23 protein-coding genes, 1 tRNA gene and 1 other RNA gene are annotated in these 25,476 nt (G+C 66.3%); 16 read left to right on the top strand and 9 right to left on the bottom strand.

The genetic code is table 11. The features are described from left to right. The first annotated feature begins 76 nt into the window (after nt 1–76). The 3 genes from GRB96_RS13780 to GRB96_RS13770 are packed head-to-tail and all read left to right on the top strand — an operon-like array spanning nt 77 to nt 2,222. Nucleotides 77–733 (top strand): amino acid ABC transporter permease, encoded by a 657-nt coding sequence (locus tag GRB96_RS13780; protein ID WP_161432661.1) that lies wholly within the window; start codon nt 77–79, stop codon nt 731–733. A gap of 33 nt (nt 734–766) precedes the next feature. Further along, entirely contained in the window at nt 767–1,420 is a 654-nt protein-coding gene (locus GRB96_RS13775; protein WP_161432660.1) for an amino acid ABC transporter permease, read from the top strand. Between the two features lie 22 nt (nt 1,421–1,442). Beyond that, nucleotides 1,443–2,222, top strand: coding sequence for an amino acid ABC transporter ATP-binding protein (locus tag GRB96_RS13770; RefSeq protein WP_269816178.1), 780 nt, complete (start codon nt 1,443–1,445; stop codon nt 2,220–2,222). Nucleotides 2,223–2,247: 25 nt separating this feature from the next. On the opposite strand, the gene GRB96_RS13765 is transcribed toward GRB96_RS13770, so the two are convergent. Both GRB96_RS13765 and ffs read right to left on the bottom strand, forming a co-directional pair. Next, nucleotides 2,248–3,708, bottom strand: coding sequence for a WG repeat-containing protein (locus GRB96_RS13765; protein WP_161432659.1), 1,461 nt, complete (start codon nt 3,706–3,708; stop codon nt 2,248–2,250). A 227-nt stretch (nt 3,709–3,935) separates the two neighbouring features. Next, nucleotides 3,936–4,032, bottom strand: an RNA gene (gene ffs / locus GRB96_RS13760) — signal recognition particle sRNA small type. Nucleotides 4,033–4,277: 245 nt separating this feature from the next. On the opposite strand from ffs, the gene GRB96_RS13755 reads away from it, so the two are divergent. From GRB96_RS13755 to GRB96_RS13745, 3 genes are all read left to right on the top strand, one after another. Beyond that, on the top strand, nt 4,278–5,501 hold the full coding sequence (locus GRB96_RS13755; protein ID WP_161432658.1) for an ATP-grasp domain-containing protein: 1,224 nt from the start codon (nt 4,278–4,280) through the stop codon (nt 5,499–5,501). 65 nt (nt 5,502–5,566) lie between these two features. Continuing rightward, complete coding sequence (locus tag GRB96_RS13750; protein WP_161432657.1) at nt 5,567–7,606, top strand: transporter permease; 2,040 nt, start codon at nt 5,567–5,569, stop codon at nt 7,604–7,606. Between the two features lie 19 nt (nt 7,607–7,625). Continuing rightward, a complete protein-coding gene (locus GRB96_RS13745; RefSeq protein WP_161432656.1) occupies nt 7,626–8,390 on the top strand; it encodes a TlyA family RNA methyltransferase in 765 nt (254 codons plus the stop codon). Nucleotides 8,391–8,407: 17 nt separating this feature from the next. Here GRB96_RS13745 and mscK read toward each other — a convergent pair whose 3' ends face one another. Then, nucleotides 8,408–11,779, bottom strand: a complete 3,372-nt coding sequence (gene mscK, locus GRB96_RS13740) for a mechanosensitive channel MscK (protein ID WP_276608763.1) — start codon at nt 11,777–11,779, stop codon at nt 8,408–8,410. Nucleotides 11,780–11,995: 216 nt separating this feature from the next. Between mscK and GRB96_RS13735 the strand changes: the two genes are divergently transcribed. The 4 genes from GRB96_RS13735 (at nt 11,996) to GRB96_RS13720 (ending at nt 14,158) form a co-directional block, all read left to right on the top strand. Further along, nucleotides 11,996–13,057, top strand: coding sequence for a phospholipase A (locus tag GRB96_RS13735; protein ID WP_161432654.1), 1,062 nt, complete (start codon nt 11,996–11,998; stop codon nt 13,055–13,057). A 96-nt stretch (nt 13,058–13,153) separates the two neighbouring features. Continuing rightward, nucleotides 13,154–13,477 carry an ElaB/YgaM/YqjD family protein gene (locus tag GRB96_RS13730; RefSeq protein WP_161432653.1) on the top strand — a complete coding sequence of 108 codons (324 nt, stop codon included), beginning with the start codon at nt 13,154–13,156 and terminating at the stop codon, nt 13,475–13,477. After that, the gene (locus tag GRB96_RS13725) at nt 13,477–13,884 is read left to right on the top strand and encodes a phage holin family protein (protein ID WP_161432652.1); all 408 of its coding nucleotides are present in this window, start codon (nt 13,477–13,479) and stop codon (nt 13,882–13,884) included. The genes GRB96_RS13730 and GRB96_RS13725 overlap by 1 nt, the downstream gene beginning before the upstream one ends. After that, nucleotides 13,874–14,158, top strand: a complete 285-nt coding sequence (locus tag GRB96_RS13720; protein WP_161432651.1) for a YqjK-like family protein — start codon at nt 13,874–13,876, stop codon at nt 14,156–14,158. Before GRB96_RS13725 ends, GRB96_RS13720 begins: the two co-directional genes overlap by 11 nt. A gap of 8 nt (nt 14,159–14,166) precedes the next feature. Here GRB96_RS13720 and GRB96_RS13715 read toward each other — a convergent pair whose 3' ends face one another. Next, nucleotides 14,167–14,640 carry a barstar family protein gene (locus GRB96_RS13715; RefSeq protein ID WP_205743543.1) on the bottom strand — a complete coding sequence of 158 codons (474 nt, stop codon included), beginning with the start codon at nt 14,638–14,640 and terminating at the stop codon, nt 14,167–14,169. After that, nucleotides 14,637–15,014 (bottom strand): guanyl-specific ribonuclease, encoded by a 378-nt coding sequence (locus tag GRB96_RS13710; protein ID WP_161432650.1) that lies wholly within the window; start codon nt 15,012–15,014, stop codon nt 14,637–14,639. The genes GRB96_RS13715 and GRB96_RS13710 overlap by 4 nt, the downstream gene beginning before the upstream one ends. A 161-nt stretch (nt 15,015–15,175) precedes the next feature. Here GRB96_RS13710 and GRB96_RS13705 point away from each other — a divergent pair, with 161 nt between their 5' ends. Next, on the top strand, nt 15,176–15,634 hold the full coding sequence (locus tag GRB96_RS13705; protein WP_161432649.1) for a CopD family protein: 459 nt from the start codon (nt 15,176–15,178) through the stop codon (nt 15,632–15,634). An 85-nt stretch (nt 15,635–15,719) separates the two neighbouring features. Further along, nucleotides 15,720–16,454 carry a ParA family protein gene (locus tag GRB96_RS13700; protein WP_161432648.1) on the top strand — a complete coding sequence of 245 codons (735 nt, stop codon included), beginning with the start codon at nt 15,720–15,722 and terminating at the stop codon, nt 16,452–16,454. A gap of 39 nt (nt 16,455–16,493) precedes the next feature. Here the strand turns inward: GRB96_RS13700 and GRB96_RS13695 are convergent, their stop codons facing one another. Then, nucleotides 16,494–17,669, bottom strand: coding sequence for an aminoacetone oxidase family FAD-binding enzyme (locus GRB96_RS13695; protein ID WP_161432647.1), 1,176 nt, complete (start codon nt 17,667–17,669; stop codon nt 16,494–16,496). Between the two features lie 233 nt (nt 17,670–17,902). Here GRB96_RS13695 and GRB96_RS13690 point away from each other — a divergent pair, with 233 nt between their 5' ends. After that, nucleotides 17,903–18,997, top strand: a complete 1,095-nt coding sequence (locus tag GRB96_RS13690; RefSeq protein WP_161432646.1) for an efflux RND transporter periplasmic adaptor subunit — start codon at nt 17,903–17,905, stop codon at nt 18,995–18,997. Then, complete coding sequence (locus GRB96_RS13685; protein ID WP_161432645.1) at nt 18,997–22,110, top strand: efflux RND transporter permease subunit; 3,114 nt, start codon at nt 18,997–18,999, stop codon at nt 22,108–22,110. Before GRB96_RS13690 ends, GRB96_RS13685 begins: the two co-directional genes overlap by 1 nt. Before the next feature lie 65 nt (nt 22,111–22,175). Here GRB96_RS13685 and GRB96_RS13680 read toward each other — a convergent pair whose 3' ends face one another. Then, nucleotides 22,176–22,619 carry a DUF3617 domain-containing protein gene (locus tag GRB96_RS13680; protein ID WP_240894173.1) on the bottom strand — a complete coding sequence of 148 codons (444 nt, stop codon included), beginning with the start codon at nt 22,617–22,619 and terminating at the stop codon, nt 22,176–22,178. Between the two features lie 201 nt (nt 22,620–22,820). Here GRB96_RS13680 and GRB96_RS13675 point away from each other — a divergent pair. Continuing rightward, nucleotides 22,821–22,908: transfer RNA gene (locus GRB96_RS13675), tRNA-Ser, on the top strand. Between the two features lie 403 nt (nt 22,909–23,311). Further along, nucleotides 23,312–23,476: a hypothetical protein gene (locus GRB96_RS15550; RefSeq protein WP_170293779.1), complete on the top strand. Its 165-nt coding sequence runs from the start codon at nt 23,312–23,314 to the stop codon at nt 23,474–23,476. Here the strand turns inward: GRB96_RS15550 and GRB96_RS13665 are convergent. Then, nucleotides 23,454–24,005, bottom strand: a complete 552-nt coding sequence (locus GRB96_RS13665; RefSeq protein WP_205743541.1) for a Fic/DOC family protein — start codon at nt 24,003–24,005, stop codon at nt 23,454–23,456. The genes GRB96_RS15550 and GRB96_RS13665 overlap by 23 nt on opposite strands. Nucleotides 24,006–24,096: 91 nt before the next feature. After that, nucleotides 24,097–25,272, bottom strand: coding sequence for a PDDEXK family nuclease (locus tag GRB96_RS13660; protein ID WP_161432643.1), 1,176 nt, complete (start codon nt 25,270–25,272; stop codon nt 24,097–24,099). Nucleotides 25,273–25,476 lie beyond the last annotated feature (204 nt).

Below are 25,476 nucleotides of genomic sequence, written 5' to 3'. Positions count from 1 at the left end.
GGGCCCCGGCCGGCGTTCGGCCGGGGCCTTGTCGCCTCGACCCGTCACGATAACCACAACGCAGGGTCACAGGACCATGGACTTCAACCTGATGATCGACATCACGCCGCTGCTGGTGAAGGCGGCGTGGGTCACCGTCGACATTTCCGCGCGTGCGCTGTTCTTCGGCTTCTTCATCGCCGCGGCGCTGGTGGTCATGAGGACCGCCCGCCTGCCGCCGCCGCGCTGGCTGGCCCGCGCCTATATCAGCGTGGTGCGCGGCACTCCCTATTTCGTGCAGCTGCTGTTGGTCTTCTATGGAGGCCCGGCGATCGGCTTGCGCCTGGACCCCTTCACCTGCGGGGTGGTGGTGGGCGCCTTCAACATCGGGGCCTACATGAGCGAGGCCATGCGCGGCGCCATCGAGTCGGTGGAGAGCGGCCAGAACGAGGCCTCGCGATCCCTGGGCTTCGGGCGCCTGGCCACGCTGCGCTACATCATCCTGCCCCAGGCGGCGGGCCTGATGATCCGCTCCATCGGGGTGCTCGCCATTATCCTGGTCAAGAACTCCTCGCTGGTCTCGATCATCTCGGTGGTCGAGCTGACCTATCAGGCGCAGCGTCTGATCGGCTCCACCTACAAGCCTCTGGAGGTCTTCACGCTCAGCGCGCTGATGTACATCGTGATCATCTACGCCGTCATGGGCATGGTCGAGTTCCTCTACCGCCGAGCCACGCGCTACACCTTCCTGTAACGCCTGCCGGACCACAACCACCAGGACAGCACCATGGAATTCGACTTCACCCCCGTCATCGACTACTTCCCCACCCTGCTCAAGGGGGTGGGCGTCACCCTGCTGATCGGCCTGGCGGTCGCCCTGCTGTCGATCCTCGGCGGACAGCTGGTGGCAGTGATCTCGCTCTACACCCGCAAGGTGGTGAACTGGCCGCTGCGCTTCTTCATCTGGCTGTTCATGACCACCCCGTTGCTGCTGCAGCTCTACTTCCTCTACTTCGGCCTCGGCGAGCTGATCCTGATCCCGGCCATCGTGGTGGGGATCCTGGGACTCGGCTTCCACTACATGGCCTACAACGCCGACATCTTCATGGCCACCATCCGCTCGGTCTCGAGCGGCCAGTACGAGGCGTCGCGATCCCTGGGCTTCGGCCACCTGCGAACGCTGTTCTACATCATCCTGCCCCAGGCCTTCTATCGCGCCCTGCCGCAGCTCAGCAACAACATGATCATCATGGTGAAGGATATCGCGGTGCTCTCCGCCATCGGCATCGGCGAGCTGGTGTACGTCTCCCAGTACGCGATCAGCATCACCTTCCGACCCTTCGAGTTCTACATCACCATCGCCGTGATCTACTACCTGATCAACCTGATGATGGAGGCCGGCCAGTCGTGGATCGAACGCCGCGCCGCCTACCGCCGCTAACCCCTACCCACGAGGCTTACGCATGACACAGACGACAGACACGCCGATGGTCGAGCTCAAGGGGGTCAAGAAGCGCTTCGGTGACCTCGAGGTGCTCAAGGGCATCGACCTCAGAGTGGACCGCGGCAAGATCATCTCCATCATCGGCCCCTCGGGCTCGGGGAAGAGCACCCTGCTGCGCTCCATCAACAACCTGGAGGTGATCGACGAGGGGCAGATCCTGCTCGATGGCGTGCAGGTGAACCGCCCCGACCTCAAGGGGATGGCCTTCGAGCGGCATATCAACCATATCCGCCAGAACATGGGCATGGTGTTCCAGCACTTCAATCTCTTCCCGCACATGTCGACGCTGGACAACGTGACCCTGGCCCCGCGCAAGCTGAAGGGCATGGAGACGAAAAGCGCCCGGGAACTGGGCATGGAGCTGCTCGAGCGGGTGGGGCTGGCAGACAAGGCCCAAGCCTACCCGAGTTCGCTTTCCGGCGGGCAGAAGCAGCGGGTGGCGATCGCCCGGGCGCTGGCCATGCGCCCCAAGGTGATGCTCTTCGACGAGGCCACCTCGGCGCTGGACCCAGAACTGGTGGAGGAAGTGAACCAGGTGATGAAGGGCCTGGCCGAGGAGCACATGACCATGCTGATCGTCACCCACGAGATGGGCTTCGCGCGTGACGTCTCCGACTGGGCGATGTTCATGGACGGCGGCGTGGTGGTCGAGGCCAACACCCCAGACCACCTGTTCAGCCATCCCGACCAGGAACGCACCCAGCACTTCCTGCGTAAGCACCTGGGGACCCAGACATGAGCCCCCAAGTGCCAATCGTCAGTCGCTATTCCTGCTGACGCAGCACGATCTCGCCCCGGGGGTCCAAATAAACGTAATGGGCATCGTCGTAGTGAGGTAGGCCTAGGCCGTAGGCGCCTTCGCCACAGCGCTTCCCGTCTTCCGCCACCAGCAAACGCAGCAGGCCATGACGGAACTCCGGTAGGCGCCCGGTATGGCAAGGCACCAGGTCGGGCAACCGCGCGGGCACGAAGGCCACCTCACCCTCTTGATCGATATAGGCCATTACCGTCTCCTCTCCCAACGTCATCCGCACCGGCGCGCGGCCGCTGTGGAAGGCGCCGCCGATCTCGATCGTCGCCTCCTGGCCGGTTTGCGGATCTCGGGCCTGCATGATCACGAAATCCTCCTCGTCCATGTAGACCGTGCGGAAGGGCTCGATGGAGACCGGTGCCAGACCCTCGGAAAAGGCACTGGCAGACTCAAGCGTCCACTTGCGGGGCAGGGTCAACCGCCCGTCGGGATTGATGAAGCCGGCACCACCCCGCCGTGACTCGGCTGGGGCGAGCCCCTGCGAGAAATCACCGGCATCGGCGAACTCCGCCGGAATGGCGACCTGGCCTTGATGATCCAACCATCCATAATGCCACTCCAGATCCTCACTCCAGGAGAACCAGGCCAGCCCCTCCGAGAAGCTCCCCAGGCCTGCCAACGCCTGTCCACCTGGCAGAACAGGACGATGGAGGGCACCGTCGCGATCGACAAACAGGTACTCGGCCTGCTGGGTAAAGATTTCGGCGGCCGCGCAACCCTCGGAGAACGGCGCAAAAGGCGAGGAGACGACCCGCCGCCCTTCCAGATTGGAATAGGAGGGGCTCTCGTACTCCAGGGGCAACACCAGCTCCCCCGCACGATCGATGATGCCCCAGCGCCGCCAGTCACCCACGGCGGCACGCCCCTCCGAGAAGTCCGTCGCCTGGTCCCACTGGGGCTCGATGACCCAGTCGCCGCTGCGATCGACATAGCCCCACTTTCCCTCACGGGGCATGGGGTAGAGAGGGTATCCCTGGGAAGCCACGGGCTCCCCGCATGGCAGCGCCCCTTCCGTCACAGCTCGTGCCGCTGCCCTTCGCGCGCTGCCGCCCAGTTCGCGAAAGAGCTCGCCCTGGCAACCCCGACCGCTCCCCTCGAGGCAAGCGCCCAGTTGCTGCTGGACTTCGGCCGCCAGGTCCGCGGACGAAGGGTCGATGAGAAAGGTGAGAGGCTTCCCCTCCAGCCGCGGGTTGGGGTTTTCAAGGTAGGTGAAGCGCAGCCGACAGCGATCCGCTTCCGCGCCGACGACGTCATAGCGTGCAACGGCGCCGGCGATCTCGTGGGTCGTGAAGGCACCGCCCTCACAGGACGCCAGCCTCTTCAGATCATCCTCCCCCGGCGTCGTTTGCTGGGCGGTGGCTGAGCCCCAGGCGCCCAGACCGCATGCGGCGGCGATCAGTGGCCATTTGCGCATTTGCGAGTCCCCCTGTGATCCAGTGACTATGAAATACCGATACCTGTCCTTGCTGAGACAAGCGCGGGTTATCCAGCCTGGACCAAGTCACGGGAATGCGCCCCGTTCATGCGCAGGGGACATGGGTCACGGACAGAGGGCATCAGCCGCGAAGAAGCAGCAGGTGAAAGCGGACCAGGGGGGGATAAAGGCGAACGATGGGGAGCCGGCGCTTAAAATGGAGGCGGCCCCGACAGCCACATCCCGGCACACGCGTCCACCACTACCGTTGCTCCCTTCCGGGCCTGGCGGGGTTTGCGGTCTAGCGTTGCGGGAGGACCGACGGGGCCACCACAGCATGACATCTCGATGATGCCAACCCGGCAGATGTAACGTTTGCGATCAACGTCTTGCCGAGTGCGGCGGCACTATAACAGCGCCGCCGGTGGCAAGCAAGGAGGCGCGTCGACACAATCCGGGATGTCGACCAACGCTGAGTGCTGTAGAGTGAGGACAACCCTTCCTTACGCCATTATCTCTGCACGATACGTCAGGGAGGCTTGCTCATCGCCGAACACAGGAGGCGCCCCATGAAAAAGGATCCGAACAAGGGCTATATCGCTCTGCTGGGCTGGAGCCTGAACGCCGTCGAAGCCGCCGAGAACTTCGACCGACGCTACGTCGTCGTGGCGCCGGACTGGGCAGAGGAGTATTGCCAGAAGCATGACATCCCCTACGTGCCGTGGAACTTCGAACGCTTGAACGACCGCTCCATGGAGATCGCCGAGACGCTCAAGGAGATGGGCGTGGACGTCGCCATCCCCATGTTCGAGGAGACCGTGGAGTGGGCCGGCGCCATCAACTCGGTGCTGCTCGACAACCCGCGCCTCTATGGCCAGTCGCTGCTGCTGCGCGACAAGGCGCTGATGAAGCGCCGCGCCCAGCTGGGCGGCATTCGCGTGGGCATCTTCGAGGAGGCCCACGACAAGGAGGACGTCATCCGCTTCCTGAAGCGGGTCAACCAGACCCTGCTCAAGCTCGATGGCGACCCCAATGACCCCATCCACCTCAAGGCCTTCGACAAGGCCGGCTGCCTGGGCCACCGGGTGATCCGTACTCCTGACGAGGTCGATACCATCCCGGACGAGGAGTTCCCGGTGCTGATGGAGTCGCATCTGGACGGCTGGGAGTTCGCGGTCGAGGCGTGGATCCACGATGGCAAGATCGTCTTCCTCAACATCTCCGAGTACGTGACCCTGGGCTATTCGGTGTTCGTCCCGGCCTCCCCGGAGCTCGAGAAGTACCGCCCGCAGATCAAGGCCCAGATCGAGAAGCTGATCAAGGCCTTCGATATCGAGTTCGGCCTGATCCACCCCGAGTACTTCGTCACCAACGACGGCGAGATGTACTTCGGCGAGGTGGCCTATCGTCCGCCGGGCTTCAAGGTCTTCGAGCTGCTCGAGCGGGTCTACGGCTTCAATGCCTACCAGGCCAGCATGCTGGTGTTCGACCCCAAGGCCACCACCGAGGAGGTCAAGGCCTTCTTCCCCAAGGAAGTGGTGGACGCCGACGGCTACGCCGGCTGCTTCGGGGTCTATCCGCGCCGCCGCGTGGTCAGCAAGCTGGAGATTCCCGAAGAGGTCGAGGACGACCCCTACTTCGAATCCCACGAGCTCACCGCGCCCATTGAGGAGACCGTCACCAAGCGCACGGCCTTCGGCACCCACTGGGGGTTGATCTACTTCAAGGGCGACGAGGCGGCGCGCATGAAGGAACTGCTCAAGCATATGGAAGATCTTGATTTCTATGTCTGAGCTTGATTTCTTCGCGTGACCTAGGCGTCATGTAAGACATGACAGCCGGACGACAAGGATTCAGCGTGACGACGCAAGATGAGAAACATCCGGGTGGCGGTGAGTCGCCACCCGACGATGCCAAGCTGCGCGGCCTGCTGGAAAAGCTCGACGAAGCGACCGCCCTGCTCGATGGCGCGCGCGACTTCGCCAAGCCCGGTAAACTGCCGCGGGTGCTGGATACGGCCCGCCGGGTGCTCCTTCAGGAAGGGGGTGCCGCGGCCATCGAGGCCCGCGCCCAGACCCTCGAGCAGGCCGGCATCTTCGCCGGCTCCGACTGGGAGACCCCCCAGTACCTGCTGCCCACGTTGACCACCCACGCACTGAAGAGCGCCGACCCCAACACGGTGGTCATCGAGGCGCTGAGCGAGCTACGCCTGCTGGCGGTGGCCAAGGGGGAGTACCTTCACCCCATGATCTCCGCCGAGCAGGCACACCACTATCTGACCCAGGTGATGGCCATCAACCTGTGGCTGCTGTTCGGCGCGCCCAGCGAGGCCGAACGGGAGACCCAGGGGCGCCTGGCCAATATCCCCCGCCATCTGTTCCGTCACCTGGCCGAACGCATCGGCTACGAACATATCGTCGACAGCCTGATCGAGGAGATCTGGCGCATCCTGCAGCAGCGGCCCATCCAGGTGGAGCCGGTCAAGCAGATGATCACCCAGATCGCGCTGTGCCAGACCAACCCGGATATCGATCTCGGCGCCAGCGGCCAGGGCGCCGACCGCCTGGTCAGTTCGCTGTTCGGCCCTACCTGGGCCTGCCGCGAGGATCCGGGCATCGAGGTCTACCGCGAGCGGCTCGCCAGCATGGACACCGCCGCCCTGCAGGGCGAGGCCACCGGTTTCGCCCGGGCGATGCATGATACCGGCCTGGTATCGCCCTATCACAGCGTGCTGCTGCGCCACCTGCTGGATCACGGTGACCACCTGCTGGCCGAGGCACTGGGCCTCTCCGCCACCGGCCGCGACTGCCTGCTGTGCTATCGCGAGCTGGTCTCGGCGCTGATCCGCGGCGGCGTGCACCCGGCCACTCCCCAGGCCGCCTACGGCCTGGCCCTGACCCTCGAACGCGGCATCCTCTACCAGCCCCCGGTGGCCCCGGCCATGTGGCGCCAGTTGAGCCTGACGCTCTCCGAATGGTCACAGTCACGGCTCAACCTGGCCTTCGGCGAGGCGATCTCGCCGCGAGCCAGGCTGCTCGAAGGGGTGCTGTGCATGCTCGGCCAGCCACTGGGTGTGGGCCAGGGCAACAACCCCACCTGCCAGTCGGCCCGGGCGCTCTCCATGTGGGCCTACAACGACCCGGACTACCTGCTGCAGATGGTGGCCTGGGCGGCGCGTGACGACGAGATCATCATGCACTTCGAGGGCCAGCCGATCTCCTCCATGGCCAGCCTCTCGGGGGTGGCCCAGAGTCTGCCCATGGACCTCGACCCGGTGTCGCTGATCGTGGTACCCCACCTCGACCGTATCTACGCCGAGATGGGGCGACGCTGCATCGGCCGCGAAGGCGACCCGCACCGCTGGGTCAATCCCGAGTTCCACGGCTGGTGGTCCGGGCGAGGCTTTCGCATCAACGTCGACGTGGCCAGCGGCCAGCTGCATGAGCTGGATACCTTCCTGCGCCACTTCTATGCCAGCTACCACCCCTACTACAACGGCAACCAGCCGCTGATCCATCCCCAGCCCGCGGGCATCGCGGTCACCGACAGCGCGGCACGCTTCATCGGCTGGCACGCCATCACCGTGCTCCGAGTCAACCTCGATCCCTCCGACGTGATGCGGGTCTACTTCTTCAACCCCAACAACGACAGCGGCCAGGACTGGGGTGATGGCATCAAGGTCAGCACCGCCGGCCACGGCGAGCGAGCAGGAGAGGCGTCGCTGCCATTCGAGCAGTTCGCTTCGCGACTCTACATCTTCCACTACGATCCCCTGGAGCGCGGCGAACTGGCCCAGATCACCCAGGAGGAGCTCGATCGGGTGATCGGCCATATCCACCGCAGCTGGGGCGCAGACCGCATCCCTCCTACCGACCTGCAGGCCGACGAGGGCCCCTGATCCTGGAGGCTTACGTCACATGCCCAGGCTAGACCAGCTCCTGCTGCAACAGGGGCTGGCCCGCTCCCGCACCCGCGCCCAGCGGCTGATTCGTCATGGGCGAGTTGCCCTGGCCGAAGGCGGCCGGGTTCTGACCAAGCCCGGAGAGAAGCTCCCCGACGATACCCGGCTGATTGTCGAAGAGGACCCCGAGGAGCGCTACGTCTCCCGGGCGGGACTCAAGCTCGAGGCGCTGATCGAGACGCTAGGCCTTGAGCTGATGGACCGGCTGGTACTCGACGTGGGCCAGTCCACCGGCGGCTTCACCGATTGCGCCTTGCGCTTCGGTGCCCGCCATGTGGTCGGCGTGGAGGTGGGCCATGACCAGCTCGACCCCGAGCTGCGCGCAGATCCCCGGGTGACCTGCCTGGAGGGGCTCAACGCCCGGGCCATGGCCGACGATACCCGCCTCGAGACGGCCTTCGCGGCGCAGGGCGCCACCGGACCGGAGCTGGCGGTGATGGACGTCTCCTTCATCTCCCAGATGCTGATCCTGCCCCAGCTGGCCGCACTGCTACCCGCAGGTGGCCAGCTGGCCAGCCTGGTCAAGCCCCAGTTCGAGGTGGGCCCCGGTGGGGTCAACGCCCGAGGACTGGTCACCGATGCTGGCCGCTACGCCGAAGTGGAGGCGCGCATCCGCGACTGCTGTGCTGAAGTGGGCCTGGAGGTCCGCCACTGGCAGGAGAGCCCGCTGCTGGGTGGCGACGGCAACCGCGAGTTCCTGCTCCACGCCGTGCGGCGCTGACCCCCAGGGGCGCCTGTTCAGCGCCCGTCGCCTCCCGCCTCTCCGCCATCGGCATCCCCGGTCTCGATATCCCCCGGATCTCCCTGGGCACCCGGCGCTGGATGGGGCTCCACCAGCGCTTCGGCGCTGCGCCTCTCCACCCGGCGCTCCAGCCCGTCGCTGGCGCGATGCAGCCGGACATCGAGCTGGTTGAAGGCGATCTCGATACCATGATCGGCAAACAGCTCGCCGACCCGGCAGTTGATCTCGTCGGTGGCGAAGAGCCGATCGCCGAGGCTGTTGACGAAGATGCGCAACTCGAAATCGAGGGTACTGTCACCGTAGTTCATGAAGAACACCTGGGGCTCGGGGTCCGCCAGTACCCGGGCATTCTCGTCGGCGGCCTGGCGCAGGAGGCGGTGTACCAGGCGATGATCCGAGCCGTAGGCCACGCCATAGGTCAGCACCACCCGGGTGACGGTGTCCGACAGCGACCAGTTGATCAGCTGGTCGGTGACGAAGGTCTTGTTGGGGATGATGATCTCCTTGCGGTCGAAGTCGGTCACCGTGGTGGCGCGGATGCGGATGCGGCTCACCGTGCCGGTAAGGTTGCCCAGGGTCACGGTGTCGCCGATACGCACCGGTCGCTCGAAGAGGATGATCAGCCCCGAGACGAAGTTGGCGAAGATCTCCTGCAGGCCGAAGCCAAGGCCGACACCCAGCGCCGCCACCAGCCACTGCAACTTGTCCCAGGAGACCCCCAGGGTGCCCAGCGACGCCACCAGGCCGGTGCCGACGATGGTGTAGGAGAGCAGCGAGGTGATGGCGTAGGCGCTGCCCTGCTTCAACTCCAGGCGGGACAGCACACTGACCTCCAGCAGGCCCGGCAGATTGCGCGCCAGCATCAGGGTCAGGGCGATGATCAGCAGTGCCATGAACAGGTCGGCCACCGACAGGGCATCGGTAACCAGGTCATCTCCCTCGCCCCCCCAGAGCGCCACCTCCTCCAGATAGCCCAGCACGGTGAGCAGGTCTGCCCATACCAGATAGAAAAGCAGCACGAAGCCGATCAGCAGGATCAGCTTGGAGAGACGCAGCGACTGCTGGTTGATCTGCTCCATGTCCAGCGGAGGCTCCTCGACGACCTCCGGCCCACCGTCGGCGCCCTCCTTGCCTTCGGCGCGGCGCCTTGCCAGGGCACGCCGGAACGCCAGCCGCCGCGCTGCCACGGCCAGGCCCCGCACCACCGATGCCTCCACCAGGATCCAAAGCCCCAGCAGGTAGAGCGTGATCACAAAGCGGCCGACCAGGCTCAGGGCGGTATACTCGAACCCGCTGACAATCAGCCCGACCAGCACCAGTGGCACACACGCCATCGTCAGGCCCAGCGCCAGACGAAACAGCTTGACCCCGAAGAACGGCACATGGGAGAGGATCAGCCTGGCCAGCAACACACTCATGGCCAGCAAGCCGAGCAGCAGCAGGCTCAGCGCCAACGGACGCTGGCTCAGCCCGAACTCGGATTCCCGGGCCAGGATCGCGATGCCGAGCACCGGTATCAGGGCAAGTCCCAGCCAGCCCAGCAGCCGACGCAGGCGCGCCACATAGTCCTCCGGCCAATGGAAGTGCTGGGTGGTCACGCCATCTGTCGCCAGCAGGCGGCGCGACCATGCCACCACGCCCCACGCCAGGGAGAGCTGCACCCCGGCCATGCCCAGCGCATCGGCGATGGCATCGCCGCCAGCGAGCAGTGCCAGGCTGGCCGCCGCCAGCAGCAGCGGGCCCGGTGCCGCCAGCAGCGCATTGAGGAGTATCGCCAGCGGTGTATGCAGCTGGCTATCGCTGCGCAGGCGCCCTATCTGCTCATGCAGACGGGCGAGACGCGTCTGGAGGCGCCGACGTCTCCACAGCAAAAAGGTCGCCAGCAGCAACAGCGGCAATCCCGCCAGGGCCCCCGCCGACGGCAGGTTCCAGGTGGTGGGCAGCACCTGGCGCCACTCCCCTTCACGCCACTCCAGAGCGAGGTTGTCGGGAAGCTGGCGAACCCAAGCCAGACCCAGCGGGCGCGTATTGGCGACCCAGAACAGTTGCTCATCGATGGTGCTACGCAGCCCGCGAGAGGTCTCCAGCAACTGCTGTTGGTTTAGCTGCAGCTCGATGGCCGAGCTGAGCAGGCTGCCATAGGTCTGCTCTAGCCGGTCGACCAGTTCGCGACGGGACTGATAGAGGCGCTGCAGAGAGTCGACCAGCTCCGCGTTGCTCTCCACTCCCGCCTCCGCCAGGCGCTGGTTGGCCATGCGCTCCCCCTCGCGCAACTGGTCGCGCTGGCGCGCCAGGTCGAACTGGCGCAACCGCAGATCGGCGATCTCGTCCTGCAGGTCGCGCTGCGACTCCACCTGGGGCAGCGCACGGCGCTGCTCCCGCAGGATGCGCGCCAGCAGGGTCGAACCGCGAATCGCCTCGATCTGCTCGTTGAGGCTGCGCTCCAGCTGGCGCACCTGATCGAGCTTGCTGCGTACCATGAGACTCTCGCGCACCAGGACGTTACTGCGATCGTTGGCACGCAGCAGTTCCTGTCTGAGGGTGCGGTTGACCTGCTGGGCACTCACCAGCACCGGATGCCCCTCCTCCAGCAGCGGATCATCCCGGACCGCATCGGCGATAGCCTGTTCGGAGGCCAGTCTCCGCTTGCGTTCGATGACATTCTGCAGCAGCGCAAGCTCCGCCTCCTGACGCGCCTGCTGCCGCGTCAACAGCTCCTGGCGTCGCTGGTCCAGCTCGCGCATGCGGGTATTGGTACCCAGCTCGCGCTGGTGATAGAGCAGCCGCGCCTCGGCCAGGGCCCGGGCCACCTGGCGCTGCCAGCGCCTGGGATCGTCCGCGGCGACATCGTTGACATCCAGTTCGTCGAGGTCGCGTCGCGCCTGTTCCACCCGTTGCATGGCGTCGGCGATAGACTTCTGGGCGCGTTCCGGCAGGGTCTGGGCGGTAAGCAGCTGCGCATTGACCTCGGCGAGGCGATCCTGGAGGCGCTGCAGTTCCACCACCGCTTCCTGCTGGCGGGTCTCCAGTTCGTCCAGGCTCAGTTCATCCAGTTCAGCGGCGGAGACACGGGTGGCCGCCGCCTCCTCGCTCTCCAGTTCGCGCTCCAGGCGCAGCAGCTCCTGGGGGGCCTGCTCCACACGGTTCTCGAGAGCCTCACGACGCTGCTCGAGCTCAGCCAGGGCATCGAGGTCGGCGAGTGTCGCGTCGAGAAGCTCGATGGTGGCCTGCTCAGCATCGGAGGGGCCAGTCTCGCCGGCGCCCTCCTCCAGAGCGGTCAGGCGCTCCTCCACGGCGACACGTTCGGGCAGTGGCTCCTGCTGGGCCAGGGCCGGCCACGCCATGGCCAGCAGTATCCACCCCAGCAGAACCCATCGCAGCCGCCAGCAGACCGCTGCATATCCTCTGCCCTGCCTGGCACTTCCCGCTGTTGCCGTCCTCACGCCCCTCTCCCGTCGCGTTTTCCTGGCTGTCGATTCTGTGCCCCCATCATCCGCAAGGCAATCGTGATTCTCTCCGGCGGTTGACTTGTCTTCCGGGCGTGGTAGAACGATCATCCAGCCCTCTCTGCCCTGGAAACCACCATGCGCCTGCCGATTCGCACCGCTGTCCTCGCCTCACAAGCTCTATTGATCGTCGGCACGGCTCAGGCGGCACCGGACGCAGCCAGCCGCGCCGAGCTGGAGGCGCGCCTTGCCCAGCTGCACACCGAAGCTGCCGCGGTAAAAGCCAGGCTCGACGCCATGGATGCCCAGCCAGCCGATGCCATGCCGGATGCCGGGGAGTTCGCCTGGCCCTCTGAGCAGCAGCTCGCCCCAGGTGACGTTGCCGTGGCCGAGGCCGCCGGCCGGCGCCAGCTCGAACAGGCCTCGAACCGCAATCCCTATGCCATCACCGCCTATCGGCGTAATTACCTGTTCCCGCTGACCTACAACCGCAAACCCAACCATGAGGCCTATGCGAGCCTGACCGGTGATGACGGGATGGAGCGCAGCGAGCTGAAATTTCAGTTCAGCGCCAAGGTAGCCCTTGCCGAAGGGCTGTTCGGCGATACCGGTGACCTCTACTTTGCCTACACCCAGCGCAGCTGGTGGCAGGCCTATAACACCGACGACTCATCGCCGTTCCGCGAAACCAACTATGAGCCCGAGGTGTTTCTCAGCGTCGACAACGACTGGCAGGTACTTGGCTGGGCCAATATACGCAACCGTGTGGCCATCAATCATCAGTCCAATGGCCGCTCCAACGAGCTGTCGCGCAGCTGGAACCGCCTCTACCTGGAAACGATCTTCCAGCGTGGCGACTGGGCGGTGAGCCTGGCCCCCCACTACCGTCTGCCGGAGACCACCGGCGATGACGACAACCCCGATATCGAGCGCTACATGGGCTACGGTGATATCACGCTGGCCCGGCGCTTCGGCGACAACGAGCTCAGCCTGATGGTGCGCGGCAACCCCGGGGCGGGACACATGGGGGGCCAGTTCGACTACTCCTGGCCACTCTTCGACAGCAAGGTGCGCGCCCACGTGCAGTATTACCACGGCTACGGCGAGAGCCTGATCGACTACGACCAGAACACACAGCGCCTAAGCCTGGGCTTCAGCCTCAACCCGCTGTTCTCACCCAGCAGCGGTCTGCTGCGCTAGCCCTGACCGGCGTCAATCATCCGCCGCCGGGGCACTGTCAAGCCGCGCCCCGGCTGCTATGCTGGGCCTGTCACCCACTGTCACAGGAAGACTCACATGGCCAATCGCACCCAAGAATCCACCGAGCAGCTCAAGGAAGACCTGCAGCACCTCAGCCAGACCATCGAGGAGCTGGTCAGCGCCACCGCCGACGACTCACGCAGCAATATCAAGGAGCTGCGTTCACGAGCCGAGAAGCGTCTCAAGGAAACCCGCGAGCGTCTCGAGTCTCGCGGCGAGCGCCTCTACGGGGAAGCCCGTGAGACTCTCGACCACCAGGTGGATGCCTGCGATCGCTACGTCCGCGACAACCCCTGGACCAGCATCGGCATCGGCGCCGGTGTAGGGGTCGTGATCGGCATGCTTATCGGGCGTCGCTGATGGCATCCAGCCAGGGACCGGCTCAGCGGGTTTTCACTGCCGGCAGGCGCTTGTTGGGCAGCCTGCTGGCAACCGGCGAGACGCGCCTGCGTCTCGCCGTGCTGGAGCTGGAAGAGGAACGCGCTCGCCTGGTTGGCATGCTGCTGCTTGCCGGGCTGGCAATGATACTGCTGCTGCTTGGCATCGCGGTACTCACTACCCTGGTGATCGTGGCCTTCTGGGATAGCTACCGGCTGACTGCCATCGGCGTGAGCGCCGGAGTGCTGCTCGGTGGCGGTGTACTGCTCTGCCTGCGGGTCATGCAGCTGGCGCGCCGGCGCACCCTGCTGGCCAGCACCCTGAAGCACCTCGCCACCGACCGCGACCTGGTCGAACAGGATCGTCGGGAGAGTCGACATGACGACTAACCGCCCCTCCCGCACCGTCACCAAGGCGGAACTGGAGGCGCAAATCGAGCAGCAGCGCGTGGATATCCTGGTCGCGGCGAGCCGCTGGCGAAGCGCGACCCGGCCCATCGATGACGGCTGGCGCACCCTGATGCGCTTCAAGGCGCCGCTCTATGCCGCGGGAGGGTTGCTGCTGTTTCGACTCGGCCGGCATCCGGGACGCTTGCTGCGTCTCGGCCGCCGCGCCACCGCCGGAGCCCTGGTAGTCAACCGAGTCCGGCGCATGCTGCGCTGAACCCCGGGCTACCCGACCGCCTCCCGGGGCAGCGCCGGCAACTCCAGGGCCCAGGACGGAGCCTCCCCCTCCCAGAGAAGCAACGTGGCCAGTGCATGCCCGCGGGACGCCCAGTGCTCGGCGGCATCCTGCATCAACTCCAGGAAGGCGACCATGGCGGCTACATCGACAGCAGCGACCGGCACCACCACCACCCGGGCCCTCCCCGTCTCCCACTCCAGCTCCGTCAGGCAGTCCCAGGCGGCATCCCAGTTGCGCCCGAAGTAATCGGGAAACGCCAGGCTCTCGGCCAGACCATCGAGCAGCGCCTCGCGGCTCCAGAACGGCGCCGACGCCAGGCGACGCCAGTCGAGCCCCACCGTGCCGGCCGTCTCCTCGTCCAGCCCCGCGGCATGCGACGCCTCGAGGCCATACACCCCGGCATGGGCCGGATCTTCCAGGTAGCGAGCCAGGGCTTCCAGCGAGGTCAGCGGGGCGGTCAACGTCGATCCTCCAGTACCCGGAACGAATCGTAATGGTCATTGGTGTAGTAGAAGACCTCGGGTGGCTGGCCACCGGTCACGATGCGGCGAGCCCCACGGTGGGACAGCCCCGGCGTCTCCACGGTGTACTCGCGATAGTAGCCCCGTTGTTCCTGCGGCAACCGCCCCTCGCGGTTGAAGAAGGTGGTGCCGTCCTGGGAGTGCGGGAAGGGGCCGCCGCGCTCGATCAGCCGCAGGGTCGCGTCGATCTGCGCCTGCCCCGGCAGCTGCTGCTCCACGGCAGGAGGATCACCGCCGCCACGCCAATCCAGCGTTCCCTCGAACCAGGAGAGGCCCGCCAGCGCCAGCAGCGCTACCAACAACACTCTCTTCATCACGGCCTCATTGCCAGCCAAACGATTCCCATGATGCCGCGGGGTGCCGGCCACCGCCAGCGCAAGCTCCTGCACGCCTGGGCAGGGAGGCCGGGCTGGGGTAAGGTGCCAACAGCAGCACAGCCCGTCACCGCCACCCGATTCTGCCCGAGGAGCCACCCATGACGCTCGCCATCACCCTGCACGTTCTCGCCGCCGTGATCTGGGTCGGCGGCATGTTCTTCGCCTGGGTCGTGCTGCGCCCGGTGGCCGCCAGCCAGCTGGAGCCACCCGCTCGGCTGACCCTGTGGCGTGGCGTATTCGCGCGCTTCTTCCCCTGGGTGTGGGCCGCCGTGGCAGTCCTGCTGGCCACCGGACTGTGGATGCTCTTCGCGGTGTTCGGCGGCATGGCCGGAGCACGCTGGCATATCCACCTGATGCTGGCGCTGGGCCTGGCCATGATGGCCATCTATCTTCACCTGTGGTTCGTGCCCTGGCAGCGCCTGCAACGGGCGGTGGACACCGAGGCCTGGCCGGAAGGTGGCCAGCAGCTGGCCAGTATCCGCCGCCTGGTGGGCCTCAACCTGATCCTCGGCATGTTGACCAGCGCCATCGCTGCCGGCGGCCGCTATCTGGCGTGACACCCAGCCGTCATACTTCTGTCATATGGGGGCGGCGGCGGCCTGATAGAATCACTATTCGCCTTACTGACACAGGAGATGCGTCTTGCGCATGCTGGCCCTCTACAGCATCAAGGGCGGCGTCGGCAAGACCGCCTCGGCGGTCAACCTGGCCGCCGAGGCGGCCGCCGCCGGTCAGCGTGTACTGCTCTGGGACCTCGACCCCCAGGCGGCCACCACCTTCTATCTGCGCGCCAAACCCAAGGTGCGCGGCGGGGTCGCCCGGCTGGTCAAGGGCAAGGCCGCCTACGACAAGGTGATCCGCGCCACCCAGGTCGAGAACCTCGACCTGTTGCCGGCGGCGCTGGCCTCACGCGAACTGGACCACCTGCTCGCCGAACGGCACGACAACCAGCTCCGGCGCATCCTCAAGCCGATCCGCGATGACTACGACCTGGTGATCCTGGACTGCCCGCCCAGTCTCTCGACCCTCTCCGAGAGCGTCTTCGCCAGCGTCGATGCGCTGCTGGTGCCCATCGTGCCCACGGTGCTGTCGCTACGCACCCTGGAGCAGCTGCGTGACTTCCTCGACGAGCGTGATATTCCCTGCCCGGTATGGCCCTTCATCACCCTGGCCGACCGCCGCCGCACCCTGCACCGCGAGATCATCGACTCGCTGCCGGAGCGCTGGCCGCTGCGTCTCTCGCATACCATCCCAAGCGCCAGTGTGGTCGAGCGCATGGGGCTCGAACGCGCCCCACTACGCAGTTTCGCGCCGCGCACCGCCGCCGCCCAGGCCTACCATCAGTTATGGGAAGAAGTTGCCCAGCGACTGAGCTGAGCACCGCCTACTTTCGGGCCTGCCTATGCCGGGCATAGGCTACAGGCTCTGGCCGCAGGCCACCCCGCTGGCCCACGCCCACTGGAAATTGTGGCCCCCCAGTTCCCCGGTCACATCCAGCACCTCGCCGATGAAACGCAGCTGGGGCAGCCCCGCCACCGCGAAGTCCCGGGACGAAATGGCACGGGTATCGACCCCGCCCAGTGTCACCTCCGCGGTGCGCCACCCCTCGGTGCCGGCAGGCTTGATCCGCCAGCGGTTCAGCGCCTCGGCCCAGGCTTGCAGGCGAGCGTTGCCGCACTCCGCCAGCACCCCGTCGTCGCCCTGCCACTCCACCAGCGCCTGGGCCAGCCGTTTCGGCAGGCGCTCACCCAGCCAGGTGGAGAGGCGCCGCTTCGGAGTCGCGTCGCGGGCGGTGCACAGCGCCGCGAAGGCATCTTCACCGGGGAGCAGATCGATGACGATCTCGTCGCCGGGTTGCCAGTGACTCGAGACCTGTAGCATGGACGGACCGGAGAGGCCGCGATGGGTGAACAGCATCGGCTCACGGTAACGCCCACCCCGGCAACTGGCCTCCACCTCGCAGCTCACCCCGGCCAGCGCCTCGGCGCGCGCCTTCCAGTGTGAGGTCAGGGTAAAGGGCACCAGCGCAGGGCGCGTGTCGGTCACCGCCAGGCCGAACTGGCGGGCGATCTCGTAGCCGAAGCCGCTGGCCCCCATGCTGGGAATCGACAGGCCACCGCTGGCCACCACCAGGGCACCGGCATCGAGCGTGCCCGCGGACGTCGCCAGACGGACGCCCTCCCCCCGCCGCTCCACCGCGTCGATACGCGTCTTCAGGCGAATCTCCACTCCGGCCCACTCGCACTCGGTGAGCAGCACGCGCACGATCTCCTTGCTGGAATCGGCGCAGAACAGCTGCCCCGGGGCCTTCTCCACGTACTCGACGGCGTGGCGCTCCACCAGCTCGACAAAGTGCTCGGGCCGGTAGCGCTTCAGTGCCGAGATGCAGAAGTGGGGATTGGCGGAGAAGAAATTGGCCGGCGTGGAGTTGAGGTTGGTGAAATTGCAGCGCCCGCCACCGGACATCAGGATCTTCTTGCCAGCCCTGTTGGCATGGTCCACCACCAGCACCCGTCGCCCCGCATATCCGGCGGTAAGTGCGCACATCAGGCCGGCGGCACCGGCGCCGATCACCACCACATCGTATGTCACCCTCAAGCCCTCCCGGCTATTGCCTGTATCGCCAACGGCGAGGCGCGCATTCTAGCAGTCACGCCAGGCCAGGCCGAGGGTGGCAAAACATATACAAGCCTTGTACATTGTAGGAGTAGTGGCGGCATACCGGCTTGTGAATTATTGCCACACTCTCCCGGCCCGCCCCCGTTTACGCTGTACAAGTATCGCGCGAACACCGCCAGCCACCGTCCACCGACAAGACTGCTCCCATGCCCCTACGCCACGTCCCAAGACTCCTGCCGCTGCTGCTGGGCCTGCTGCTGGTGGTGGCCATGCCACTCCAGGCCCAGCAGCCCACCGCAGTGATCGCCGCCGAGGTGCGCCTGGCTCCCTGGTCCGATCCACTGGCTTCGCTGGGCACCCTGCGCGCCGACGAGAGCGTGACACTCTCGGCTACGGTGACCGACGTGGTGCGCGAGCTGAACTTCCGGGATGGTGACAGCGTCGAGGCAGGGCAGCTGCTGGTCCGCCTCGCCGATGACGAGGCCCAGGCCGACCTGCGGGCCGCCCAGGCCCTGCGCGAGGAGCGCCGCAACGCCGTCAATCGCCTTAGCCAGTTGCAGGAACGCAACCTGGCACCGCGGGGTGACCTGGAGGATGCCCAGGCGCGACTTCGCCAGGTCGAGGCCGAGATCCAGGCCCTGGAAGCGCGGCTGGCCGACTACCGCATCCACGCCCCCTTTGACGGCCGAGTGGGATTTCGCAACGTCAGCGTGGGTACCCTGGTCACCCCTGGCGCCGAGCTCGTCACCCTCGACAAGCTCGACGTGATGAAGCTCGACTTCACCCTGCCGGAACGGGCCCTTGGCGAGATCACGCCGGGCCTGGCACTGCGCGCCACCAGTGCCGCCTATCCCGACACCGCGTTCCAGGGGGAGATCGACACCATCGGCACCCGCGTTGATCCGGTCAGCCGCAGCATCACCGTGCGGGCACAGATCGACAATCCCGACGGCCAGCTGCGTCCCGGCATGCTGATGAACGTGGCGGTCGAGCGCGAGGCCCGCCAGGCCATGGTGATTCCCGAGTCGGCGCTGATTCCCCAGGGACGCCGCCAGTTCGTGCTCACCCTCGAGCCGAGTGACGAGCACCGGGTGACACGCCGCGAAATCACTATCGGCGCCCGTCGACAGGGCGAGGTAGAGGTCCTCGACGGGCTGGATGCGGGCCAGCTGGTGGTGGCCCATGGCACCGAGCGCGTGCGCGACGGCCAGCCGACTCGCCTGCTGGGCATTCTCGACGAGAGCACCAGCGTCCCCGAGCTGCTGCGCCAGGACCGTGACGATGCAGGGGCCAACGGCTGATGCGCCTCTCCGATATCTCCGTCCAGCGGCCGGTGCTGGCTACCGTGCTGGCCGCCCTGATCGTGGCCTTCGGCCTGCTCGCCCTGCAGCGCCTGCCGCTGCAGGAGTATCCCTCCATCGACCCGCCCATCGTCAGTGTCGATACCCGTTATCCGGGCGCCTCGGCCAGCGTGGTGGAGACCCGCATCACCCAGGTGCTCGAGGATCGCATCGCCGGCGTCTCCGGCATCCAGGTGATCTCCTCCTCCAGCCAGGACGGACGCTCCAGCATCAATATCGAGTTCGGTCTCGACCAGGACATCGACTCGGCGGCCAACGATATCCGCGACCGCATCTCCGACGCCGCCGGCAACCTGCCCGATGAGGCCGACCCGCCCGAGGTCGAGAAGGCCGACTCCAGCTCCGAGGTGGTGATCTGGCTGTCGCTCTCCGGCGAGGGCTACACCATGGCCGAGCTCACCGACTACGCCAACCGCTACCTGGTCGATCGCTTCTCGATCCAGCCCGGCGTGTCGCGGGTGATCATCGGCGGCGGCCGAGAATACGCCATGCGCGTATGGCTCGACGCCGATGCCATGGCGGCCCGCGGCCTCACCGCCGGCGACGTCGAGGACGCCCTGCGCGCCGACAACGTCGAGCTTCCCGGTGGCTCCATCGAATCCAGCGAGCGCCAGTTCATCGTGCGCCTGCCGCGCGGCTTCGCCACGCCCGAGGACTTCCGCAGCCTGGTGCTGGACGAGGCCGACGACGGCTACCTGGTACGCCTGGGCGATATCTCCCGGGTGGAGATCGGCGCCGTGGAGGAGCGCACCATCTTCCGCGGCAATGGCACCCCCATGGTGGGCCTGGGCATGGTCAAGCAGTCCACCGCCAACGTGCTGGAGATCTCCCGGGAGGTGCAGGCCGAAATGGCGCGGCAGCAGCCGGGACTCCCCGAGGGCATGACGCTGGCGCTGAACTTCGACTCCTCGGTATTCGTCGAGGGGGCCATCTCCCAGGTGGTGCAGACCCTGTTCATCGCCATGGGCCTGGTGGTGGTGGCGATCTTCCTGTTCCTGGGCAACCTGCGCACCACTCTGATCCCCGCGGTCACCGTGCCCATCGCCCTGATCGGCGCCTTCGGCGCCCTGGCGGCAATGGGCTTCACTATCAATCTGCTGACCCTGCTGGCGCTGGTGCTGGCCATCGGCCTGATCGTCGATGATGCCATCGTGGTGCTGGAGAACATCCACCGCCGCATGCACGACCACGGCGAGACGCCGCTGGTAGCATCCTTCCGCGGCACCCGTCAGATCGCCTTCGCGGTGATCGCCACCACCCTGGTGCTGATCGCTGTATTCGTGCCGCTGAGCTTCCTCGAGGGCGATATCGGCCGACTGTTCTCGGAGTTCGCCCTGACCCTGGCCGCCGCCGTGGCTATCTCCAGCCTGCTGGCGCTGACCCTGACACCGATGATGGCGTCCAAGATCCTCAAGTCGGGCATGCACGAGAGCCGCCTCGCTCGCGGTGTGCAGTGGGCACTGGAGCACTCGCGTTGCGTCTATCGGCGACTCCTCGAGCGGGCCCTCAAGCTGCGCCTGCTGGTGGTGGCGCTGTTGCTCGGAGTGATCGGCGGCATGGTCTGGCTCAATGGCGAGCTGCCCAACGAGTACACCCCCCAGGAGGATCGCGGCAACTTCTGGGTACTGGTCAACGGCCCCCCCGGCGCCACCTATGACTACATGCTCGACTATATGGACGAGATCGAGGCACGGCTGCTGCCGATGCTCGAGACCGGTGAAGTCGACCGTGTGGTGGTACGCGCGCCACGCGGCTGGGGCAATATCGAGAACTTCAACAGCGGCTTCGTGATCGTCAACCTGGCCGACTGGGGCGAGCGGCGCTCGGCGTGGGCGATCATGGACGAGATCCGACGCAACCTCGCCGACCTGCCCGGTGTTCGCGCCTTCCCGGTGATGCGCCAGGGTTTCGGCTCGAGTGTCGAGAAGCCGGTGCAGTTCGTGCTCGGCGGCGGCACCTACGAAGAGCTGGCCGAGTGGCGCGACACCCTGTTCGAGCATATTCGCGAGGACAACCCTCGCCTGACCGGCCTGGACAGCGACTACGAGGAGAGTCAGCCCCAGCTCGAAGTCGACATCAACTACGAGCGGGCCGCCGAACTGGGCGTTACCGTCACCGAGATCGGCCGCACCCTGGAGACCCTGCTGGGCGGGCGCACCGCGACCCGTTATATCGACGACGGCGAGGAGTACGATGTCATCCTCGAAGGCGAACCCGGCGCGCGCCCCAGCCCGCAGAGTCTGGAGAGCCTGCGCGTGCGCTCACAGCGCAGCGGGGAGCTGATTCCCCTGGCCAGCCTGGTGAGCATCTCCGACTTCGCCGGCCCCAGCACACTGAATCGCTTCAACCGGGTTCGCGCCATCACCCTCGAGGCGGACCTGGCCGACGGCTATCCGCTGGGCGAGGCCCTGGAGTATCTTGAGGAGACGGTGCGGGAGCTGCTCCCGCCCGAGGCCCAGACCGACGTCAAGGGCGCCTCGCGGGATTACCAGGAGGCGAGCGGCGCCACTGGCTTCCTGCTGGGGCTGGGAATCCTGGTGGTGTTCCTGGTGCTGGCCGGCCAGTTCGAGAGCTTCGTGCACCCCTTCGTGATCATGCTCACCGTCCCCCTGGCGATCTGCGGCGCCCTGCTGGGGCTCTATGTCACCGGCCAGTCGCTGAACATCTACAGCCAGGTGGGGCTGGTGATGCTGGTGGGGCTCGCCGCCAAGAACGGCATCCTGATCGTGGAGTTTGCCAACCAGCTGCGCGATCAGGGCATGGCCTTCCACGAGGCACTGGTGGAGGCTTCGGTGACCCGCCTGCGCCCCATCGTGATGACCGCTGCCACCACCATGGCCGGCGCTGTGCCGCTGATCATCTCCAGTGGCGCCGGCGCCGAGACCCGCCTGGTGATCGGCATCGTCATCCTCTGTGGCCTGGCCGCCGCCACCCTGTTCACACTGTTCGTGGTGCCGGTGGCCTACGACCTGCTGGCACGTCGCACCGGCTCTCCCGGCGACGTGGCCAGGCGCCTGGAGCAGGAGATGGAGGCCACCCCGGAAGGGCATTGAACCCACTCAACGCAAGACGGCCACCTACGGGTGGCCGTCTTGCGTTGCAACCAGCATGATCGCTGTCAGCAGTCGCCGATGCGACGGCCCTCGACCTCGGTGACCATCTCCATCTCGCCCATCTGCGGCGACTGGACGGTCACCTCCACGCGGCCCTCGGTGGTCTCGCCGAGGAAGTCCATATGGCCGACGATGTCCGCCTGGCCACCCTCGGCCTCACAGACCATGCGGTAGTCCATGCCATCGACACCGACATTGTGTTCGAGCAGCTCGCACCCCTCCTCTTCCTCGATCATCTGGAAGTCGGGATCGGCGAGGTCGCCCTGGGCGATACACTCGCGGGTCGTCTCGGTCTGGTCGGGGATCGGCATGTCGCCGGAGACCGAGGTGGTGCTGGTGAATTCCCACTCCCCGGGCACGATGTTGGGCGTCTCGGCCAGGGCGGTCATCGGCAGTGCCAGCAGCAGGCCGGCAAGCATGGGGGGCAATGACATGGTGCGAAAGGACATGGGACTCTCCCTGTCGTGGATTCGCCCCCAGCATAGCGGACCGGCGCACCCCGGCACAGCCCGGGACGCTACGCAGCCCCCGAGCCGTGGGCACCACTGGCCGCAGCCAGGAAACCGCTTGCATTCGCGCACTTAGGTCGATATTATATGCGCCGTTCTGACGCGAAAGGCACAGCTGCCCGGGCGTAAGAACCACAATGCGGAGGGGTGTCCGAGTGGTCGAAGGAGCACGCCTGGAAAGTGTGTAAGTCGAAAGGCTTCGAGGGTTCGAATCCCTCCCCCTCCGCCACCGCATTGCAAAAAGCCGCTGAGAAATCAGCGGCTTTTTCTTTGCCTGACGGTTTTCCCTCGTAGATCTCCGCTTTGGCTGTATGCCGTGATGGGCCACACCCGTGCGTTGGGCGTGCTCTTCCAGCCTGGCGCCATCACACAGGTTGATCTTTCTCATGTAGCCGCTCACGCAGCATCGGCTCCATCACCACCTGGCCGAAGTTCTCGAGGTGGATCACGGCGGGATCGTCACCGAGCCGGCAAGGAACTCCCAGCATTGCCCCACCAGCTGGTCGATGAAGGGCTTCTCGACATCCGTGTTCTCGGGTCCTGCCATACCGTGACTCCAAGGTGCTGTAGGTGTTTGATGCAGGGGGCGCGGTATGCGCGTAAAATGAGCATATCAGCAAGGAGAGACAGGCATGACCACATCCCGCTCCCCCAAGAAGCGCCGTACCGTGAGCCGTGACGCCCTCCTGAAGAGCGTCGCCTCCTCTACCGCCGTGGAAACCGGCGAGGCCAGCCGCGGCATCGAAGCCCGTCTTCGCTCCGGCAAGTCCCGCTTCAAGTCCCTGCCGCTTGCCTGACCCGCTCCACCATCGGCGCATAGTCGCCGGCGAGTCCGGCATGGATGGCCTGGATGTAGGCCTCCTTGTTCACTCTCCAGTCATCGTAATTCAGTAGCCCCAGCCCCGCCTGATAGGCCATGGCATCGGCCAGTAGACGGGCTATGCGGCCGTTTCCCTCTCTGAAGGGATGCACCAGGATCAGCTCGACGTGGACCTGGGCGATGGCGCCTATCGCCTCCTCGCGGCTCATGCCGTTGCAAGGCGTCAGCCGGCTCAGCCACTTCTGATCCAGCTCGCGCAGCAGAAAGGGCAGCTGTCTCGCGGCGGCGAAGGGGAAGCCATCCTTCTCCAGGTTGACCTGGCGCTCTTCTCCCGCCCAGTCGTAGAGGCTGCCGAGCCAGCGCTGATGCCAGTGCTTGAGCAGTGCGGTATCAAGCGGCTGATCCTCTGCCAATGAGCCGAATACCTCCTCGTACAGCTTCAGCAGCAGCTCGGCTTCGGCCTCGTCCAGGCTCTCCTGATCGGTGATGCCGAGCTTGTTGGCCATGACCCGGCCACCTGAGCCGGGCTCGGCGCTGCCCTGTGATCCTGTGGTGCGATACCGATTCATCGAGGCGCTCCCTCGGCTCAAAGCCGCGTCAGTGGCCCATTGCCTTCAACCGCGGGCGCAGGGCGTTGACGAACTGGTTGAGCTGCTGCGCCAGCCACTCACGGCATTCGTCGTCGCTGGCGAAGTCACTGAGTCGAGCATAGCTGGCGTAACCGGGCTGGCCACTGGAGCGCCGGTTGTCGGCGCCTTCCGGGAGCTCGGCGAGGATCTGCTCGCGCTCCTCGTTGAGGCGGTCGAGCACCTGCCTGGCCTCCGACTTTGCCCCGGTGAAGAACACGCCGCAGACGCCATCTCCCATCGAACGGTAGGCGGTAAGCCAGATCCCCGGATAGGGCATGGCCACCCGGACATGGTTGCGGGGCCGGTAGGTCGGCGACTCCTGCTCCGGGTCGTCGAAGGTGATGCGCGTTAGCGGCTCCCACCAGGCGCGTTCGTCGCTCATTGAGGGGGCTTCGCCTCCCACCTCGACGTCTCCCTCCTCTGTGACCTCCTGGAGCGCGCCGCCATCGCTGGCCTGGAGTTGTACGAAGGTGCGCTCGAGGGTCTCGGTCCTGGCCACCACCCGCGGCTGGACCACCAGGCCCTGCTCGCCGAACTGGTAGAGGGCGACCTCCACCAGCCCGAAGCTGAAGCCGAGGGCGGCGTTGCGGGTGATCAGGTCCGCCATACCGGTGATGCCCTCGCGGATACCGTCGCCGGCGATCAGCAGCAGGAAGCGCCCCTCGCGCAGGGCGCGGGCGGTGGCGTCCACGAAGGCGGCCTCGTCGAGGTCCGGCTGCAGCTCCCGAGCGGCCTCGAAGGGCACGTTGCCCTTGTGCCCGGTGGCGGCGGCGACCCGGCGCTGCAGGTCGGCGTAGCTCCAGCCGGAGACGGCCCGGGCGTAGTCGAGGATCTGGGCGATCACCTTGCGCCGCGCCTCGGGGTTGCGCCACAGCTTGCACTCCACCAGCGTCAGTCGGCCGGATGGGCTGATGAAGACCGCATCCACCGGGCCGGCCTCGGTCGAGAGCTCGGTACACAGCGGCACCAGCGGGGCGAAGGAGGGATCGACCTCCTCGATGGGCAGCAAGTCCGGGTTGCCGGCGAGTAGATCCCGAAGCCAGGCCTCGTTGCGGCCATCGGTGAAGCCCAGCGGCGCCCGCCGGGCGGTGGTGAAGGCGCCATTCTCGTCCTGTCTGAGGAGGATATTTCCGTAAGTCGGCATCGGTGCTGTCCCTGTCTTTTTCGGGCCTCGGTGGTTACTGGGCGAGAGCACCATCGGGCAGCGAGCGCTTGGTGCTGTCGAAGGTGGTCATGGCCGTTCCCTGTGCGATGAGCCGGCCGTCTCAGACGGCCGTGGTGACTGGCACCTATCTCATCAAACTTGGGGCGGGAAGACCATGGCCGGATGGTGGGAGCTGGAGGGTCC

The organism is Halomonas alimentaria (assembly GCF_009902005.1).
Lineage (GTDB): Bacteria > Pseudomonadota > Gammaproteobacteria > Pseudomonadales > Halomonadaceae > Halomonas > Halomonas alimentaria.
Note: the sequence above shows the minus strand (reverse complement) of the source record. Positions and strands in the feature narration are given on the sequence as shown.

Bases quoted from the DNA above. Each gene is read 5' to 3' on its own strand.
- GRB96_RS13705 (WP_161432649.1), top strand. From the start codon at position 15,176: ATGACGCTCGCCATCACCCTGCACGTTCTCGCCGCCGTGATCTGGGTC.
- GRB96_RS13775 (WP_161432660.1), top strand. From the start codon at position 767: ATGGAATTCGACTTCACCCCCGTCATCGACTACTTCCCCACCCTGCTC.
- GRB96_RS13780 (WP_161432661.1), top strand. From the start codon at position 77: ATGGACTTCAACCTGATGATCGACATCACGCCGCTGCTGGTGAAGGCG.
- GRB96_RS13765 (WP_161432659.1), bottom strand. From the start codon at position 3,708: ATGCGCAAATGGCCACTGATCGCCGCCGCATGCGGTCTGGGCGCCTGG.
- GRB96_RS13720 (WP_161432651.1), top strand. From the start codon at position 13,874: ATGACGACTAACCGCCCCTCCCGCACCGTCACCAAGGCGGAACTGGAG.
- GRB96_RS13710 (WP_161432650.1), bottom strand. From the start codon at position 15,014: ATGAAGAGAGTGTTGTTGGTAGCGCTGCTGGCGCTGGCGGGCCTCTCC.
- GRB96_RS13770 (WP_269816178.1), top strand. From the start codon at position 1,443: ATGACACAGACGACAGACACGCCGATGGTCGAGCTCAAGGGGGTCAAG.
- GRB96_RS13690 (WP_161432646.1), top strand. From the start codon at position 17,903: ATGCCCCTACGCCACGTCCCAAGACTCCTGCCGCTGCTGCTGGGCCTG.
- GRB96_RS13660 (WP_161432643.1), bottom strand. From the start codon at position 25,272: ATGCCGACTTACGGAAATATCCTCCTCAGACAGGACGAGAATGGCGCC.
- GRB96_RS13730 (WP_161432653.1), top strand. From the start codon at position 13,154: ATGGCCAATCGCACCCAAGAATCCACCGAGCAGCTCAAGGAAGACCTG.
- GRB96_RS13745 (WP_161432656.1), top strand. From the start codon at position 7,626: ATGCCCAGGCTAGACCAGCTCCTGCTGCAACAGGGGCTGGCCCGCTCC.
- GRB96_RS13755 (WP_161432658.1), top strand. From the start codon at position 4,278: ATGAAAAAGGATCCGAACAAGGGCTATATCGCTCTGCTGGGCTGGAGC.
- GRB96_RS15550 (WP_170293779.1), top strand. From the start codon at position 23,312: ATGACCACATCCCGCTCCCCCAAGAAGCGCCGTACCGTGAGCCGTGAC.
- GRB96_RS13725 (WP_161432652.1), top strand. From the start codon at position 13,477: ATGGCATCCAGCCAGGGACCGGCTCAGCGGGTTTTCACTGCCGGCAGG.
- GRB96_RS13685 (WP_161432645.1), top strand. From the start codon at position 18,997: ATGCGCCTCTCCGATATCTCCGTCCAGCGGCCGGTGCTGGCTACCGTG.
- GRB96_RS13680 (WP_240894173.1), bottom strand. From the start codon at position 22,619: ATGTCCTTTCGCACCATGTCATTGCCCCCCATGCTTGCCGGCCTGCTG.
- GRB96_RS13665 (WP_205743541.1), bottom strand. From the start codon at position 24,005: ATGGCCAACAAGCTCGGCATCACCGATCAGGAGAGCCTGGACGAGGCC.
- GRB96_RS13735 (WP_161432654.1), top strand. From the start codon at position 11,996: ATGCGCCTGCCGATTCGCACCGCTGTCCTCGCCTCACAAGCTCTATTG.